Origin of the sequence: Arthrobacter sp. lap29 (assembly GCF_032458965.1) — a bacterium.
GTDB classification, from domain to species: Bacteria; Actinomycetota; Actinomycetes; order Actinomycetales; family Micrococcaceae; genus Specibacter; species Specibacter psychrochitiniphilus.
Genome location: NZ_JAUCEK010000001.1, coordinates 277,334 through 294,471, shown reverse-complemented (window position 1 = coordinate 294,471; position 17,138 = coordinate 277,334). Strand labels below are relative to the sequence as shown.

At 57.5% G+C, this 17,138-nt stretch carries 15 protein-coding genes; 9 read left to right on the top strand and 6 right to left on the bottom strand.

Annotated elements, in window-relative coordinates; genetic code table 11:
- Window positions 1-32: 32 nt before the first annotated feature.
- From RY113_RS01295 to RY113_RS01275, 5 genes are read left to right on the top strand one after another with little or no spacing between them, the layout of a single operon-like run.
- Window positions 33-791: a glycosyltransferase family 2 protein gene (locus tag RY113_RS01295; RefSeq protein WP_315913028.1), complete on the top strand. Its 759-nt coding sequence runs from the start codon at window positions 33-35 to the stop codon at window positions 789-791.
- 3 nt (window positions 792-794) lie between these two features.
- Window positions 795-1,172 carry a DUF2304 domain-containing protein gene (locus RY113_RS01290; protein WP_315913027.1) on the top strand — a complete coding sequence of 126 codons (378 nt, stop codon included), beginning with the start codon at window positions 795-797 and terminating at the stop codon, window positions 1,170-1,172.
- The gene (locus tag RY113_RS01285; RefSeq protein ID WP_315913026.1) at window positions 1,173-2,060 is read left to right on the top strand and encodes a glycosyltransferase; all 888 of its coding nucleotides are present in this window, start codon (window positions 1,173-1,175) and stop codon (window positions 2,058-2,060) included. It abuts the gene before it with no gap.
- Between the two features lie 23 nt (window positions 2,061-2,083).
- Entirely contained in the window at window positions 2,084-3,175 is a 1,092-nt protein-coding gene (locus RY113_RS01280; protein WP_315913025.1) for an NAD-dependent epimerase/dehydratase family protein, read from the top strand.
- Between the two features lie 15 nt (window positions 3,176-3,190).
- On the top strand, window positions 3,191-4,093 hold the full coding sequence (locus RY113_RS01275; RefSeq protein ID WP_315913024.1) for a glycosyltransferase: 903 nt from the start codon (window positions 3,191-3,193) through the stop codon (window positions 4,091-4,093).
- 288 nt (window positions 4,094-4,381) lie between these two features.
- Here RY113_RS01275 and RY113_RS01270 read toward each other — a convergent pair whose 3' ends face one another.
- Window positions 4,382-4,966, bottom strand: a complete 585-nt coding sequence (locus RY113_RS01270; RefSeq protein WP_396334192.1) for an acyltransferase family protein — start codon at window positions 4,964-4,966, stop codon at window positions 4,382-4,384.
- Window positions 4,967-5,300: 334 nt separating this feature from the next.
- Here RY113_RS01270 and rfbA point away from each other — a divergent pair, with 334 nt between their 5' ends.
- The 3 genes from rfbA (at window position 5,301) to RY113_RS01255 (ending at window position 10,664) form a co-directional block, all read left to right on the top strand.
- On the top strand, window positions 5,301-6,173 hold the full coding sequence (rfbA, locus tag RY113_RS01265; protein ID WP_315913022.1) for a glucose-1-phosphate thymidylyltransferase RfbA: 873 nt from the start codon (window positions 5,301-5,303) through the stop codon (window positions 6,171-6,173).
- A gap of 98 nt (window positions 6,174-6,271) precedes the next feature.
- Window positions 6,272-8,260, top strand: coding sequence for a DUF6541 family protein (locus tag RY113_RS01260; protein ID WP_315913021.1), 1,989 nt, complete (start codon window positions 6,272-6,274; stop codon window positions 8,258-8,260).
- Window positions 8,261-8,747: 487 nt separating this feature from the next.
- Window positions 8,748-10,664: a GDSL-type esterase/lipase family protein gene (locus RY113_RS01255; protein WP_315913020.1), complete on the top strand. Its 1,917-nt coding sequence runs from the start codon at window positions 8,748-8,750 to the stop codon at window positions 10,662-10,664.
- A 112-nt stretch (window positions 10,665-10,776) separates the two neighbouring features.
- On the opposite strand, the gene RY113_RS01250 is transcribed toward RY113_RS01255, so the two are convergent.
- Window positions 10,777-11,886, bottom strand: coding sequence for a glycosyltransferase (locus tag RY113_RS01250; protein WP_315913019.1), 1,110 nt, complete (start codon window positions 11,884-11,886; stop codon window positions 10,777-10,779).
- A gap of 263 nt (window positions 11,887-12,149) precedes the next feature.
- On the opposite strand from RY113_RS01250, the gene RY113_RS01245 reads away from it, so the two are divergent.
- Entirely contained in the window at window positions 12,150-13,301 is a 1,152-nt protein-coding gene (locus RY113_RS01245; RefSeq protein ID WP_315913018.1) for a hypothetical protein, read from the top strand.
- A gap of 32 nt (window positions 13,302-13,333) precedes the next feature.
- Here the strand turns inward: RY113_RS01245 and RY113_RS01240 are convergent, their stop codons facing one another.
- From RY113_RS01240 to RY113_RS01225, 4 genes are all read right to left on the bottom strand, one after another.
- Window positions 13,334-14,461 (bottom strand): glycosyltransferase, encoded by a 1,128-nt coding sequence (locus tag RY113_RS01240; protein ID WP_315913017.1) that lies wholly within the window; start codon window positions 14,459-14,461, stop codon window positions 13,334-13,336.
- A gap of 13 nt (window positions 14,462-14,474) precedes the next feature.
- Complete coding sequence (locus RY113_RS01235) at window positions 14,475-15,941, bottom strand: lipopolysaccharide biosynthesis protein (protein ID WP_315913016.1); 1,467 nt, start codon at window positions 15,939-15,941, stop codon at window positions 14,475-14,477.
- Window positions 15,942-16,067: 126 nt separating this feature from the next.
- Window positions 16,068-16,430: a DUF2304 domain-containing protein gene (locus RY113_RS01230; protein ID WP_315913015.1), complete on the bottom strand. Its 363-nt coding sequence runs from the start codon at window positions 16,428-16,430 to the stop codon at window positions 16,068-16,070.
- A 4-nt stretch (window positions 16,431-16,434) separates the two neighbouring features.
- Window positions 16,435-17,073 (bottom strand): glycosyltransferase family 2 protein, encoded by a 639-nt coding sequence (locus RY113_RS01225; protein ID WP_315913014.1) that lies wholly within the window; start codon window positions 17,071-17,073, stop codon window positions 16,435-16,437.
- Window positions 17,074-17,138 lie beyond the last annotated feature (65 nt).

The window sequence follows — 17,138 nt, the reverse complement described above, 5'->3', positions numbered from 1 at the left end:
GCCCCGTAGCCAATTGATATAGTTTGGATGATATGAGTTTCCTGCCCACCCAGCGCGTCCTGGTCATCATGCCTGCCTGGAATGAAGAAGAAGCCGTCGGAGCCACCGTCGCGGAGGTCCTGGCCACCGATGCCGCCTATGACGTGCTGGTAGTCAATGATGGGTCCACGGACGCCACTGCTGCCGTCTCCGAAAAGGCCGGTGCCACTGTCCTGAACCTGCCCTTCAATCTGGGGGTGGGCGGTGCCATGCGCGCCGGCTTCAAGTACGCACGCCGCTTTGGCTACACCCGAGTCATCCAGGTCGACGCCGATGGCCAGCATGACCCCCGCAACATTGCCGAGGTCCTTGCCGGCCTTGAACACGCAGACATCTGCATTGGTGCCCGGTTCGCCGATCGCGGCGACTACACGGTGAGCGGCCCCCGCAAGTGGGCCATGCTGGTGCTGGCCAGGGTCATATCGAAAGTGGCAAAAACAAAGCTCACCGACGTAACCAGCGGCTTTCGCGCCGGCAATGAACGGGCCATCAGCCAGTACCTTGACCACTACCCGGCAGAATACCTCGGAGACACCATCGACTCACTGGTTGTGGCGCTGCGCTCCGGCTGCACCGTCATCCAGGTACCGGTGGAAATGCGCCCACGACAAGGCGGCACCCCCAGCCACAACCCGATGAAGGCTGCAATCTACCTGGGGAGGTCAGTCTTCGCCCTGCTCTTCGCTTTCACACGTAAGCGCTCGGTGATCCCTGCCACCCAACTGCCGATCGCCTTGGCCACAGGAGAATAGCCCATGCCAAACCTTGCCGCGCTTGTGCTGGCCATTGCCATCGTTGCCCTCGTGTTGGAGATGCTTCGACGGAAGAAATTCCGAGAAAAATATGCCACCTTGTGGTTGGTGATCGGTGCCCTCACTGTGGTCCTGGCCGCCTTCCCGCAACTTCTGAGCGTCGCCTCGGATCTGCTGGGCATCCAGCTGCCATCAAACCTGTTGTTCATCATGAGCATCCTGTTGCTCTTGGGTGTGTGCCTGCACCTGTCATGGGAACTCTCAGTCATTGAGGATGAGACACGCACCCTGGCTGAAGAAGTCGCCATCCTAAGAACGCAAATCGAAGCAATCACCCACAATGCAACACCTGCCGAGCCCCAGAAAAGAGATGGCGAGTAGATGCCGTTGGATATCTTCATCCCCTACTGGGGAGATCCCGGATACATGGAAGCCACAGTCCGCAGTGTCTTGGCACAGGACAGTGACGACTGGGTCCTGACAATCGTCGATGATGCCTACCCCGACCCTACGGTGGAGACGTTCATCGCGGGGCTGGCGCACCCACGGATAACCTACATCCGCAAGGAAGAAAACGAGGGCATCACAGCAAACTACCGCAGCTGCGTTGCACTGGCGACACAAGAAGTCATGGTCATCCTGGGCTGCGATGACATCATGCACCCCAATTACGTTTCAACGATCCTGGCCGGCCATCGGCAATTCCCGGATGCCTCCATCATCCAACCCGGCGTCCAGGTCATCGACGAAAACGGGCAGGACGTCCACACCCTCGCCGACACCGTCAAACAGCACCTTGTGAAGCCCCGCAGCCACGGCCGCCAGCTGCTCTCCGGTGAATCGTTGGCCACGAATCTCATGCACGGAGTGTGGCTGTACTGGCCATCGCTGGCCTTTAGGACCGAGAAGATCCGCCAGGTGGACTTCCGCGATGGCTATCCCATCATCCAGGATGTGGCCTTGACCATGGACATGATCTACCAAGGCGCCCAATTGCTGGTTGACCCGACCGTATGCTTTTCCTACCGCCGCCATTCCGAAAGCGCATCCTCCACCAAGCTGGTTGACGGTTCGCGCTTCGCCGGCGAACGGGACTACTTTGCCTTCGCGGCCGGCCAGGCTGCCGAATTGGGCTGGACCAAGGCAAACCGCGCCGCGAAACTTCGCCTGACCTCCCGCGCCCATGCCCTGGCCTTGCTCCCCAAGGCAGCCCTTACCCGTCATGCAGTGGCCCTCAAAGCCCTCACCCGCCATGCCTTCGGCAGCTAAACGCCACCCTCGAAAGGTCAATCATGACTAACACTTCTTCATCCCGTCCCGGCGGCACAGTACTTGTCACCGGCGGCGCAGGGTTCATTGGCTGTGCCATTTCCGCCGCACTGGTGGAGGCCTTCGACCGCGTTGTGGTCGTTGACAACCTGCACCCCCAGATTCACGCCAGCGGCCAGCGGCCAGCAGAACTGGCCGAAGCCGCAGAGCTGATCATCGGCGATGTTGCCGAGGCACAGACCTGGGACACCGTCCTGGCTTCCGTCACCCCCGACGTCGTGATTCATCTCGCCGCAGAGACCGGCACTGCCCAGTCATTGAACGAATCGACGCGGCACGCCCACGTCAACGTGGTCGGCACCACGCAACTGCTTGACGGCCTGACCCGCCACGACAAGCTCCCACGGCGCATCGTTCTGTCCTCCAGCCGCGCCGTCTACGGCGAAGGCGCCTGGGTACGCGAGGATGGCAGCACGTTCTACCCCGGCCAGCGCACCAGCACCACGCTTGACACAGCCGAGTGGGACTTCCCCGGCGCCAGCCCAGTCGCCATGAACGCGGCCACCACCTTCCCGGCCCCCGTCAGCGTCTACGGAGGCACCAAGCTGGCCCAGGAGCACATCATCCAGGCGTGGGCAAAGTCCTTCGGCGTGGAGACCGTCATCCTGCGCCTACAGAACGTCTACGGCCCCGGCCAGTCCCTCATCAACCCCTACACGGGCATCATGAGCCTGTTCTGCCGCATGGCGATGGGCGGCAAGTCCATCCCGCTGTATGAGGACGGCGACGTCCGCCGCGACTTTATCCTGATTGACGACGTTGCCTCAGCCATCGTTGCAGGGGCGCTTTCGCAGACTGTCCAGGGTGAGCCCATGGACATTGGCTCCGGGGAGTTCCAGACCATTGGCACGGCCGCCGAGCTGATCGCCAAGCATTACAACGCACCCGCCCCCCATGTGACCGGACAGTATCGCCAGGGCGATGTGCGCCATGCCTGGGCCGATGTGAGCGACGCCGAAAAGATCCTCGGCTGGACCCCCCGCTACAGCCTTGCCCAGGGAATTGATCTGCTGGCACACTGGATCGACGCCCAGCCCGACGTCCAGCCGGCCTAGTCGGCTGCGGTGGAAATGGGTGCCGAACAAAACATCACGGCGGTAGTCTCCCTTTACAACCCGGATTCAGCTGTTGTGCCCCATTGTGCTGCCCTGCTGCAGCAGGTGGGCCACGTTGTGGCGGTCGACGACGGCAGCCCAGACGACGTTGCCGGCATCCTCGCCGAGCTTGAGGGTCTGGGTTGCCAGGTTCTCCGGCTCGAACGCAATTTGGGTATTGCCACAGCACTGAACGCAGGCATCCGTGCCGCTCGGCAGCATCCCCATGCCCCCTCCTTCATCCTGACGATGGACCAGGATTCTATGCTCGAACCCGATTACACGGGCAAACTGCTAAGTGCCCACGACGCGGCGACCTCAGCTGGCATAGCCGTTGCCATGGTGGCACCGGCTTCCATAGCCGGACTACCCACCCGCCGGCGAGGCGTTTTGAAGGGCGTTATTCTGGGTGGGGAACCGATCCAGTCAGGGTTGCTGGTCCCCTGCCAGGTCCTGGACACGCTAGGACTCCTGATGGATGAGTTGTTCATCGACGGCGTCGACACGGAGTTCTATCTGCGTGCCAGGAAGGCCGGCATGGAGTCCGTCCTTGCTCCGGACGCACTTCTGGGGCATGCGCTGGGCAGTATGGTCCCAGCCTCAATTTTTGGAGTCGCTCTGTCCCCTCGGGGCAAACCGTTGCAGATCCGCACCGCCGCCAGTTATCGGTATTACTACATCTTCCGAAACCGCCTGCTGTTGGTCCGCAGGTATTGGAGGTCCCAGCCGTCGTGGGCAGTCAAGGGGCTGCTGGCTGATTACCGCCACCTATTCATCGTGACCACGCTGGCGCCCGGGCGGGGCAATCGCCTGTGGTCGGTATTGGCTGGGATCCTCGACGGGCTCCGTGGGCGTTCTGGCCCCCGGACTCCAGCTTGAAAACTGCCAGCAGAGCGTTCCTGTGACTCCGGCGGTTCTGTAGAACTGTTACTGCAGGAGGCTGCACGCAGCGGTGGCAACGTCGACCCATTGGCCATAGCTGTTGGCAACCCCGGAAGCGTACCAAACAGTCGCAGAACAGAGCTACGCGTGTTCCTTGCCAAGAAAGCAACGGCCAAGACACCGGTGAAGCTTGATGCCTGGGCTGGCAGCCCTCGGGATGCAAGAAACAATAAGTAGCTAATGTACTTGACGTTCAACTAGGGCCACACTCGGTCGGGTTGCTGCCTAAATTCGGCGGCGCGCCATTCGCATAATGGGTTGTTCCACAGCGAGCCAACTTGTGATGGCCAGTGGCATGGTCGCGAAAACGGCAGCAAGGGTAAACCACCAAACACCCCAGTGGTAGCCCCCCAAGACAGCCAGTAGCTGTTGGACCCGGAATGCGTAGATGTACGCTCCGTAGGACACGTCGTTTTTCATGACGATTTTGGGACACGGCAGCCACGTCGAAATCCACAGCAGCAGATACGCCAGGAATGGGGCGGCCATCTGGTTCCCGAAACCGTCCAGCCCAAAGATGCAGGCTGCCGCCACAATCGCGGCCACCAGGGCTCCCTGCCAGCCCAGACCAATCCGCTTGGAAAGAACCTTAACGACGGCACCACCGAGAAAGAACGGCACCAGACGGGCCAATAACTGAAAATCTTGATTCCCCTGCATATATGGATTAAGGCGTTCAAGGTTCGCCCACACTGCGACGCTAAGCAGAAAGGCTGCCATCATGGGCCACGGCGTCTTCTTGAAGAAGGCGAATGTTCCTAGAAATCCGATGAGGAGGTAGCAAAGAAATTCGAAGGACAGCGTCCACAGCGAGCTGTTCTAAGCACCCGGATAAGGCAACCCAGCAATTTCATTGGGGGAACTCCGCAAAAAAGACGTTCGCGAAGATCGGTTTACCCGGCGTGGTGGGTGACAATTGTGGGTGTGAATCAGTCCGGATTATTTCCCGCTTTGTCTACAAAACCAGCCATCATCCTATGCCACGCGGGCCTGTCCTATCGACTTTTGAACCTTCTCTTTTTATCTCCTATTGTTACCCCAAGACGTGGTGTTGGTCACTTGCAAGGTAGGTTTCGCTCGCGGACGCCAAATCCACTAGCCCACCAGTTTGCTGTGGCATGCCATCTGGGCCATGATTAAATCCATGCGAGGAATAATCTTGGCCGGCGGGACCGGTTCACGGCTTCATCCAATCACTCTGGGCATCAGCAAACAGCTGGTGCCTGTCTATGACAAACCGATGATCTACTATCCTTTGTCGACCCTGATCTTGGCAGGAATCCAGGACATCCTCATCGTCACGACACCCCACGACGCCGAGCAGTTCCAACGGCTCCTTGGGGACGGTTCACAATTTGGTGTCAACCTGACGTATGTCCAGCAGCTCTCCCCCGACGGCCTGGCCCAGGCATTCATCCTCGGTGAAGAACACATCGGCAATGAAACAGTCGCTCTTGTTCTTGGCGACAACATCTTCTACGGTGCAGGCATGGGCTCACAGCTTCGCCGGCATGCCAATATCGACGGCGGCGCGGTCTTCGGCTACTGGGTCCGGGATCCCAAGTCTTATGGTGTCGTCGAGTTCGACGCGAATGGCAAGGCGCTGTCTTTGGAGGAAAAACCTGCCAAACCCAAGAGCAACTATGCGGTGCCCGGCCTATACTTCTATGACAACGACGTCATTGAAATCTCCAAGAACCTCGAACCTTCGCCCCGTGGCGAGCTGGAGATCACCGATGTGAACAAGACCTATCTCGAGCGAGGAAAACTCCAGGTGGAAATCCTGCCGCGCGGCACAGCATGGTTGGATACCGGGACTTTCAGTGATCTCAATGATGCCTCCAACTTTGTCCGGACAGTTGAAAACCGGCAAGACCTGAAAATCGGTTCTCCCGAAGAGGTCGCTTGGCGCCAAGGATTCCTCAGCGATGACGAGTTGCGCCAACGCGCCGAACCACTCGTGAAGAGCGGCTACGGCAGCTATTTGCTGGGCCTGCTGGACTCCGGCATCAAATAGCCTTCTGACACCCACAAGGCATAGGGGCACGTCCGCTGTCCGCACATCACTAATACGGCCCATTTATTGAGCCTGAGTCTCCCCCGAATGGATCCTGAATGAGCTGGGCATCAACTTTCCCCTTGGCCGCGGCCTGCGTTGCGCTCCTCTTCGTGCCCGGAGGAATACTCGCAACAGCTCTGGGACTCCGGGGGATTTCGCTGTGGGCTGCCTCACCAGTGTTGACCGTCGCCATGTCAGCTTCAACGGCCATAGTTTGCGGCAAAGTGGGTATTGCTTGGACGGTTCTGCCGCTGTTGGTCGTTGCTCTGTTGGCATCGGCACTGGCCTGGACCATTCGTCGGAGCTTGAACAACCGATTGAGCATCGAGCCCCGACCTTGGCATTTTCAAGTTTCGCTCGCTAGCTGGGGACAATTTTTGGGATTTGCTGGCGGTGCACTTCTTATTGCCTGGCAGCTGATACGAGCGTTTGGTGAACCGGAGAACATTTCCCAGACCTTTGACAATATCTTCCATCTCAATGCCATCCGCTACATATTGGACACTGGGAATGCGTCCTCGCTCACTCTAAGCAGCATGACCAGCGGTGGCGATCCTCCATACTTCTATCCGGCAGCATGGCACGGACTGGTCGCCCTGGTTGTGCAAGTCACGGGGACCCCCTTGGCTGCATCAGTCAACGTCTTCAACATTGTTGTTTCGGCGCTCGTCTGGACGTTGGGATGCATGTTTCTCACTCGAACCATTGTTGGCAACAAGCCTTGGATCGTCGGCTTTGCCGGCATCCTCGCTGCGTGTTTTTCGTCCTTCCCAATTCTCCTGCTCGACTTCGGCGTCCTGTACCCCAATTTCCTGGCCAACTGCATGATTCCATTGGGCCTGTCGGCAGTTGCCGTCTTTTTTGGAGCTGGCGCTGAACAAAAGTGTCATCCGCTGGCACGGTTCGCCGTGGCTCCCATATCCGCCATCGCCATAGCTGTAGCACATCCCAATGGCGCAATGACTCTCGTGGTTTTGAGCATTCCCGTTGTACTTTTCGCTTATTCCAGGCGCTATTTGCTCTCCGGGCTTTGGCGTAAAGACCTACGGCAAATGTCAGCCGTAACTTTGGGGCTGTTGGCCTCCATGGCACTCGTGGTCCTGATATGGAAGGTTGTACGTCCACCGGCCGAAGCCGCATTCTGGGACCGTACCCAGCTCCCCGCCGGCGCAGTTGGGGAAATCATCACAAACTCGGCAATGGGACGCCCGGCAGCCTGGGTCCTGAGCGCGCTGATGGTTATTGGAATTTACCAATCAGTGAGGACCCGCAGCCATGCTTGGCTATTCGGCTGCTTCGCGATCACTGCCGTGCTGTTCATAACGGTCTCTGGTGTCGAGCGGGGCTATTGGCGCAACGTCCTTACCGGTGTTTGGTACAACGACAGCTACCGGTTGGCTGCTATCCTGCCTATCACTGCACTCCCCTTCGCAGCGATAGGATTTGGCTGGCTGTGGGGTGAGATCCGCCGTGTCCTTGCTCGATGGGCAACAGTACGGGACGGCAACTCTGACGAAGTTTCGCAGCAACGCTTCCCGGCGGTCCTGACAGCGGTGGGTCTGCTGTTGGCTGTCTTGCTGACGATTCCCATGCAGGGCGCGCCGATGAAGGTTGCCATTGCCAGCGCGGGGCACAACTATGCCGAGACTCCCGATTCCGGTTTGGTCTCATCCGATGAACTGGCGCTCATCGACAAGCTGGACGATATTGTTGCCCCCAATGACGTAATAGCAGTGAGTCCTTGGGCCGGAGCAGCCATGGCCTACGCATTGGCAGATCGCCGAACCACCTCAATGCACACGCTGAGTAACTACTCCGCCAATGTGACAATCATCAATGACGCCCTTCGCGACGCCAAGACCAACCCCGAGGTATGCCCAGCCGTGAAGGCGACTGGGGTCCGCTACGTCTTGGACTTCGGTCCGAAGGAAGTCCACGGAGGCCGTCATGATTTCCCCGGTTTGGAAAACCTGAAGGACTCCCCTGCATTCGAAATTGTCACACGAATTGGAGACGCGAAACTTTTCCGGCTCATCGCTTGCTAACGATCTCGGAATTTTTCTGCATCATCAGGCTTGAGACTCACTGTGTAGGTACCGCCTTGCACTCCCACCACACAACGAAGGCTTCAGAGCCCCTCAGCCCAAACTCACCATTTACACCACTTTAACCCACCGTCATTTTCGGAGGTGTCAAGTTCTTGATGCACTAATTGACCGAGTTTCCGATAGTGTTTCCGGTTGATAGACAACACGATCGTCCGAAATTACTCATTGGAGCCTCATGCAGCAACCCGTCCCTCTTGCTGATCGTTTGGCTCCCCGCCTGCGGCGGAACTTCTCCTTCCTGAAGCCAGCGCTTATGGGTACCAGCGTGCTATTTGTCGCCTTATCAGCATTGCTCGTCAGTGGGGCATCCTCACAAGCCGCCCCGAAGCCGATCCCGATTGATGGTGCCACCGCCGCCCTGTATCAAAACAACTGGGTCGCGCGCTCTGCACTGAGGCAAGCGACTGCTCCAAAGACATGTTTCATGCTAAACAAGGCACTTAACTGTAATCAACTTTTTGCCGGCGGTGAGATCCACTGGACCCAGCGGACCGGAGCGGTCTGGATCGCCAAGGGCCCTATCCTCGATCAATGGAATGCTGCAGGAGGCCGTAGCGGCTTCCTCGGCGTACTTCAACGCAATCCCGTCCCAATCTCCGGACAGGGTGTAATGCAACAATTCGCGGGCGGCACCCTCATCCATTCACCCGGAACAGGCACCCGAACCCTCTTTGGCGCCATCCGCTCCCACTGGGACACCAGTGGCGGCGTGCAGAGCGCCCTAGGCCTGCCTGTTGGCAACGAATACGCTGTTGGCGCAGGCGCGGCACAACAGTTCCAAAGCGGCACCGTCTATTGGTCCCCAACCACGGGCGCCCAGGCAACGAGCCCCGGCGACATCAATACCAAATGGCACGACCAAGGCGGACCACAAGGACCCCTCGGCTTCCCGACAAGCCCCAAACGCAGCATACCCGGCGGCTACATCCAAACTTTCGCGGCTGGCGCACTCGTGTATTCGCCCACTGGAGGCACCCGAACCCTCTTTGGCGCCATCCGCTCCCACTGGGACACCAGTGGCGGCGTGCAGAGCGCCCTGGGACTGCCTGTTGGCAACGAATACGCTGTTGGCGCAGGCGCGGCACAACAGTTCCAACGCGGCACCGTCTATTGGTCCCCAACCACGGGCGCCCAGGCAACGACCCCCGGCGACATCAATACCAAATGGCACGACCAAGGCGGACCGCAAGGACCCCTCGGCTTCCCGACAAGCCCCAAACGCAGCATACCCGGCGGCTACATCCAAACCTTCGCGGCTGGAACCATCTATTGGTCCCCGTCCACGGGGCCCCAAATTAGCGCTGCAGGGCCCATCGCCAACAAATGGCAGACCATGGGCGCGGAACGGGGCGTGCTCGGCTTCCCGGTTGGACCCGAGCACACCGTTGAAGGAGGTGCATCCCAGAAGTTCACCGGCGGAACCGTCTACTGGTCCGAGGGAACTGGAGCCTTCCCCACATTGTCAGGCGATATCCAGAGCCGCTACCAAAGTCTCAATGGCGCAGAAGGCATCATGGGATTCCCTGCTGGAGACAAGATAGCATCCAGTGGTGGTTGGTTCCAGAAATTCACCGGCGGATACTTAGTCTGGGGGCCGGCGACAGGATCGCGCATTGTGGATGGCGATACCTTCCCCAGCTGGCAAACAAACATCAAGACCTACGGGTGGCCAGTCAAGGACTCATGGACCAGCGACCGCGGGATCCACAACCAATTTCGTTTCATTGAAACGATCTGGGACACCACAACCACCCAGCTGTACTCCGCCAACACTTTGGGTGCCGGCGCTGTTGTGCTGATCGGCGACTCCCAACTGGACAATGACTCCTGGGCGGAACAAGGAGCCCGTGCTTTGGGGTTCACTAACCAGTTCCAGCTAGCAGTGGGTGGTTGGGGATACGCTCACTCCGTACCGGCGGCTGGAGGAGTGCCCGATGCTGTGTTTGCTTCCGGACGTTTACTGCTTCCGCAAGGAAAGCCGTCCCTTGTCTTGGTGACCCTCGGTGGAAACGACGCCAGCGCCTATTCCTCCGATGCGGCCATCACTGCAAACGCTATGGCCTTCTGGGCCGAGTTGAAACGCAAGTATCCGGAAGCCCGGCTCGTCGTCAACGGCGTCATGTCCCGCAGTGACGACTCCCACGCCAGGCGTCGCCATGTCGACAAGGTTCTGAGCGCTGCGGCCGAATCTGCAGGAATTCCTTTCGTTAGTGTTGCAGGCATGGCCACTGAAGCCGGCGCCGACCGTTTCTACAAGGACAATATTCACCTGCAGCAGACCGGACACGACCTGGTTACCCCGCTTTACACCACTGCCCTGGCTAGGCTGACTAGTCCGTAAAGCCACAGTGGGCATCTGCTCCTGCTAAAGCACCGGGTGCCCACTGTACGGGTCGACACATCCAATTTAGAGGTGAGTGACCGACCCGTCCAAAACAGCGAGGCATTTCAAATTAGCTCCTAAAATCCAGCGTTGCCCGGACCAACTGGCGCAGCTGGCTTCCACGGCCCAGATTGTCCCAAAGCCGCACCGTAAACACGGTGGCTGGCAAGCCAGCTACTCCGTACGTTTCAATTGCCTTACTCATAAGCTCACTTGTTATCTGTGGTTTCAGGGATTCTGCCAATATCTTGGAGTCACGTACCGTCAACGCTCGGTCGTAAGTGGGAGCCATGCCGTCAAGGAATTCTGTCAATTCCTTGACCGCTGCTAATTCGGCGTTGTTCCAATCATGCTCCGCACCGCGGCGAACAATTGCCGCGACAAGACTTGTCCTTGCGATTTTTACGGCTATGGACTGCCGTTGTCTAAGGGACAGCGAGTCAAGCCAAACCGATGGAATCTGCAGTATTGCCCGAAACTCCTCGGCCAGCAACAGCTCATTCCCTGTCACTCTATCTACGGCCTCGTTTCCCAGAACGTAAGCTGGGCCTTTCCTGGGATAGTAGAACCGAGCGCCGGAAAAATAAATTTGGAGACCCGGGCTCAAATCCTCACCAACACGCAGCTCAGGGACATATCGGAATCTTTTGGTGCCACCGGCATCGGCACGCCACAAGCCCCGCATTGCGGTTGCATAGGCGAGCCCGTCCCTGACTGGATCAAGGTTGGCTACCCGTCTTGGTCGGGCCCTCGGGGTCTTGATAATCTTCCCTGATTCGTGCCGTACAGGAGCAATCACAACATCCGCCTGCGCGGATTCCAGGACGCGATACCAGTGCTCCAAGGCGGCAGGCTCCAGATAGTCATCCGAGTCGAGCAGACAAAGGTAAGGGGCTGTAGCGGCGTCCAACCCGGCATTCTTTGGACCAGCCGGTGAGTTCAGCCCATCGTGAACTTCCAAGAATCGAACATCGACTCCGTCCACGATCACGAAGTTATGAAGAATCTCTTGAATCGAAATATTATGGCACACCACAGTCACGCGAACTCGAGGCCCCCGTTTGGATACAGCGCAAGACTCCACGGCTCTCTGGAGTGGTCTGGTGGCCGTATGGACTGCAATGACTACATCGATTTCGGGAGATGTTGCTGAATTCTTTTGGTCAATTGGCTGGTTCATAGAATCACGAAATTGGGACGAGTTCTCACGCACACCTCTATCTTACTTGAGCACGGTTCCCGCCAATCCGCCTGCATCTGACCTTGGAAGCAGAAACCCAAGGTGAGTTTGGCGTCATTATTGCTTTCTGCCAGCCAACGCCGGGGCTGACAGGCACCTGTAACGTAAACTGCTAGCGACGAACCAATACGCCCGGTCTGTATCCAGCATGGTGCACATCCACATGACTTGATCCCCTTACTTGGCCTTTTAGAAGGACTCCGGTGAAGCCGCAGATTCTGTGTATTTCCTTTTCTGACATCAATGTTGATTCCAGGGTCTTGCGTCAGGTTCAAGTCCTGTCTGAGTTTGGTGCTGTAACAACACTGGCATACGGTGAGATTCCTGCTGGTGCATCGGCTCATATCGAGATCGAATCGTCTCTGCCCTCGCTCCCCCAAACTCCCCTAGGCGTCTTGGGGCTAGCACTCCGGCTCTACAAAACTTCAGAGTTCAGTGCCCCTGCCGTACGCCAAGCTCTGCAGCTGGCAACAGGGAAAACCTTTGACCTCATCATTGCCAACGAGGCCCGCGCACTTCCTCTGGCTCACCGGCTGGCTTCTGAATCCACTCCCAAGACCCCAGTATGGGGTGATATGCACGAGTGGGCTCCGGAAGAACGGGCCCACGTGATGCCCTGGCGGCTCTTAGTCAAGCCATACATGACTCATGTCTGCCGATCCTATATTTCAAAGACCGACGCAGTTTCGGCTGTGAACGGTTCCATTGGCCGCCTGTATGACTCCAACTTTGGAGGTTCAGCCAAGGTGGTGCGGAACGCGGCCCCCTTTCAAGACCTACATCCTTCTCCCATGAAGGATGGCATGATTCGGCTCGCCCACAGCGGAGCGGCCGTACCCGGCAGAAATCTTGAGGGCATGATTCAAGCCGCCATCGATCTGGGCGAGGGGTACACTCTGGATCTCTATCTGGTTAAGGCCCGCGATGGCGGAAAGTACTGGGAACAACTGCGCACACTGGCTGCCGGGAATTCACGAATCATCTTCCATGACGCGGTTGAACCCACCGCACTAGCTGCAACGCTGAACCAGTATGACGTGGGCATCTTCAGCCTGCCACCAAAAACAACCAACCACCAGCTCATGCTCCCCAACAAGTTCTTTGACTTTGTTCAGGCACGCCTTGCCATTGTTTTCAGCCCATCCCCTGAAACATCGGCATTGATTGAAGAGTATGACTTGGGGAAAATTGCTGCCGACTACTCGACTCAGGGTTTAGTTGATGCGGTGAAGGCCATGACAAGGGCAGACATCGCCGCCTATAAGGAAAACTCACACCGATCTGCCCACAGCCTGTCATCAGTGGAGGATGAACAGACAGAGCGTTCCATCCTTGAGGACCTGCTGTCAAGATAGGCCACAAGGCTCTAAAGTAGGAATAATTTAAGCTACTCGCTTACGGCGTTGTAATGCTCTGCCAACTCCCGCGCGCTGCCAACAAGGCTTCTTTCCCTGAGTGTGTAGTCCCTCGCGGACGTTCTCATCGCAAGGTAGTCCTTTGAATTCAGTGCCAGGATAGCCGCAATGGAGTCACGGAGACCGTCTACATTGTCCTCCTCCGTGAGGAGGCCGCTACGGGGCCCCACCATTTCAGGCGTTCCTCCACTCGAGTATGCCACCACCGGTGTTCCGCAGGCCTGAGCCTCTAGCAAGACCAAGCCGGCAGCCTCGCGGGCCCCGTTGGACTGCCGGCTGGGTGCGGCAAGCACGGTTGCACATTGGAGCTGGCTTAGCAGATCCGTCCGCCCAAGCTGCCCGAGCACCTGAATCCTTGGGTTTCCTGCCGCGACACGCACAAGTGCTTCGTAGTGCGGTCCGCGTCCAACAATCACCAACTCATGTTCATGGCTAACCTGCAGCTCCTGGGACGCCTTCAAAAGGTGCAGGATACCCTTTTGATCATTGAGCGCGCCCACAAATAGGACAACAGGCGGAGCTGATGTGCGATGGTCCGTTTCCTGACGCATCTTCACCGGCACGAAAGAAGCCGTGTCCACACCCAGATAATGCACCATTATCTTCCCTGCCGGGAAGCCGCTCACCACTGCTTGACCGGCGAGGTAGTTACTGACGGCAAGTATTCTGTTGCTGTTACGTTGGACAAGCCCGATGTTGTGGTGGTGCCAACGTGCCATGGCGGTACGAGCCTGCTTTCCGGCCATGACTACATCGGCGCCGTGCAGGGTTGTGATCAGCGGGGAACCGCTTGCTCTCGCTGCGCGAACGGCCGGCCAAGACCATGTGGCAAAGTGCTGGTGAATGACATCGGGGTGGAAATTTTCAACGGCCCTGGCCATGGCCGGCATAACAATAGGTAGATATTTTTCCCGTGTTGCAAAGGGTTTGTGGCGAAACGGCGCAAAGTCACGGATGTCTAAGTCGATATTTGAATCCTTGATTTCTGCCGCCATCGTGAAGAAAGAGAAGTCGAAGTCATCCTTCATGATTTGAGCATGGGCCACGGCAAAATACGTAGGCGGAATAAGCAGCGAACTCTTACATAGTGCGATCTTCACAGGCCAAGTCCTTTCAAGTGTTCTTCGTAGCGGGCAGCTTGGCACGCGCATGGCGCAAACGAGAAATATCTTTCAGGGAGATCAAGATCCATACAAGGACGAAGGCCACGGACATCACCAAACCACCCCAAAGGGGTGGTTGCGAAACAGCTGTAAAGACCAGCCCAACAACAATTATGGCCAACCCTGCTCCCATACGAAGAAACAGCCCTGCCCATTTCTGTCCGTCAAGGTACCAGCTGCGGGCAATCGGCAATATGGACGTGCAAATTGTCGTGACGAGGTAGCCAACAGCGATTGCCATCAACCCCATGTACGGGGTGAGGATGAACCACAAAATAACGGACAATACGAGGCCGGCCGCAGCTACCATGGAAACAAACCGTGCGCCAGAGATTCCGCGGGCGTTGAGGCGGTTCACTCCGGCAACCGGCAACGTAGTGAACATGACGGCGATGAGCAGCACTGGAAGGAGGCCAGCAGCATCTGCGAATTTCTGGCCGTAAAGAATCTGCAGCAACAGTGGGCTACCAAGTGCTAGCGATCCGAATACGGGAATCATCGTGACCACCAGCCCCCTGGTGACGAGGTCTGTTTGCGTCTTGAGGGAGGACGCATCTCCCCGGCCACCGGCTTCAGCCATGGTCGGGAACAGGACTTGGCTCAAGGTCCTAGCCATCATGGTTGCTGGAGTCGCCAGGCTCAGGGCTGCCGCGTACATGCCTGCATCGTGGGCGGAGCTGACCAACTTCGCGGCAATCATGGACAATTGCAACAATCCCGTACTCGAGACAGTGCCCAGCACCCCGTACATGACAAAGGTGTTCATTTGCTTCACGAAGGGTTTGTCCAAATTGGCGCTGCCCTTCCTCGGCCAGCAAACGGCCCCATAGACACCGTAGGACAGTGCCAGTGGGATCAGCAGAGCTGCATCGGCATGAAATACCAGAACAAGTGCCAACATAATTAGGGAAGCGATTGAACTGACAACATCCCAGACCGCGGCCCTCGCAATTTGCCCGGCGCCGTACTGCACACCCCTCGTAAACGACCAAGCTGCGTAGCCCAAAAGTAACAATCCGGCGCTGAGGGACGTGCCCAGATCAGCATGTAGAACCGTCAAACAAATACTTACAGTTGCTAACGCCAGGAGAATTGCGCTGGCGAGCATCCTCCGGCCGAGGTAGTTGGCAACTGCCTGTGCATGATCCATCTTGTCTGCACCGCGCATTTGTGCGACAAACCGAGTGGCGGCCTGACCCGAAGATGTGGGCCACAGGAGGCTCAGGAGCAGGGCAACCGACATGGCTGAATTGACGGTTCCCAACGCGGCGGGGCCAAGAAAACGACCCAGCAGGATGTTGTACAGGAATCTGACAAGGCCCTGGGATAGCGTGCCCATGAGCCCAAAAATCGAGCGTGTGGACAGCCCCGCTGAACTGGTGATGCTCACATCCGTACGCCTAATAATGTTTGCCATGTGGTGGTGCCGTCTCTCAGATATTTGGTCCGTAGTTTTCCTCTAGTGGCCGAAACCACTCCAGCCGGGCCAACGCAAAACACACCGCCTGCACTTTGGGCAAAGGGGCTGGTTTAGGGCAGCGGGCTAATCTTGCTCGCTGTCCTTTTTCTCCCATGGACGATCCGATTCATCGAGCGCGATGCGGCGGGACAATAAAGTCAAGGTCTTTTCCATATCCCGAAAGCGTTGGTATGTGGTGGCCATGAAGACAAGGAAAGTGACTATGAGTGCGTACAGCACCAAGTCCGTGCCTCGGCCAATCCCCAGGAATTTCGCCACGGCCGTCAGAAACGCAGGGAAGAACACTGAGAATATTGCAACACCGGAAAAAATCATCAACATGATGCGGCGGATCGCTAAATAGCGGGCATTGGAGCCGCCGCGCATCAGCACCAACGACACTGTAAGTACCGCCAGTAGGAGAATTATTTGGACAATGATCTGCACGTGCTCACCTAAGGAAGAGATCCGCGAGGATGTTGACGGAATTGAGGAGTGATTGTCCCTTAGCCCGGGAGTAGTCGGTGTAAATGATCTCCACAGGATGCTCAACCCACACCGGCTTGATAATGGAAAGTTGATTGACGAGTTCCGAGGCGTGGGCCATTCTGTTCTGCGTCAGATCTATCCTTCGTGCCAGATCCGGGCTAAAAACACGCAGGCCGTTGTGTGCATCTGTCAATGCCATCCCGGTGGCCCACCGGGACTGTACGGCAGCAACCTTCAGGACAAGGCGCTTTGGCTTCGAAACTATGGTGCGGTCGTCAAGGAATCTGGATCCTAGAACCACTTCGGCTTCCCCAGAAAGAATCCGGGCTACCATTTCCTTGGCATCTTCGACCCTGTGCTGGCCGTCCGCATCAAACGTCACAATGGCGTCTACCTGCGGATCCGACAGGGCATATTCAAGGCCTGTCTGCAGGGCCGCACCCTGCCCTAAATTGACAGGGTGTTGAACAACGACTGCGCCTGCCTCCCGGGCAACTTTTTGGGATCCGTCGCGGCTGCCGTCGTCAATGCACACTACGTGGGGAAATTCCGGCAACAGCCCTTCAATGACTGAGCCGACTACCGTAGCTTCGTTGTACATAGGAATAACTATCCAAGTGCGACTCACTAGTTCAGTATCCCATAGCTAATAGTTGGCGAGAAAGC

Coding starts and splice junctions, on each gene's coding strand:
- RY113_RS01295 (WP_315913028.1), top strand. CDS start 33: ATGAGTTTCCTGCCCACCCAGCGCGTCCTGGTCATCATGCCTGCCTGG.
- RY113_RS01290 (WP_315913027.1), top strand. CDS start 795: ATGCCAAACCTTGCCGCGCTTGTGCTGGCCATTGCCATCGTTGCCCTC.
- RY113_RS01285 (WP_315913026.1), top strand. CDS start 1,173: ATGCCGTTGGATATCTTCATCCCCTACTGGGGAGATCCCGGATACATG.
- RY113_RS01280 (WP_315913025.1), top strand. CDS start 2,084: ATGACTAACACTTCTTCATCCCGTCCCGGCGGCACAGTACTTGTCACC.
- RY113_RS01275 (WP_315913024.1), top strand. CDS start 3,191: ATGGGTGCCGAACAAAACATCACGGCGGTAGTCTCCCTTTACAACCCG.
- rfbA (WP_315913022.1), top strand. CDS start 5,301: ATGCGAGGAATAATCTTGGCCGGCGGGACCGGTTCACGGCTTCATCCA.
- RY113_RS01260 (WP_315913021.1), top strand. CDS start 6,272: ATGAGCTGGGCATCAACTTTCCCCTTGGCCGCGGCCTGCGTTGCGCTC.
- RY113_RS01255 (WP_315913020.1), top strand. CDS start 8,748: ATGCTAAACAAGGCACTTAACTGTAATCAACTTTTTGCCGGCGGTGAG.
- RY113_RS01250 (WP_315913019.1), bottom strand. CDS start 11,886: ATGAACCAGCCAATTGACCAAAAGAATTCAGCAACATCTCCCGAAATC.
- RY113_RS01235 (WP_315913016.1), bottom strand. CDS start 15,941: ATGGCAAACATTATTAGGCGTACGGATGTGAGCATCACCAGTTCAGCG.
- RY113_RS01225 (WP_315913014.1), bottom strand. CDS start 17,073: ATGTACAACGAAGCTACGGTAGTCGGCTCAGTCATTGAAGGGCTGTTG.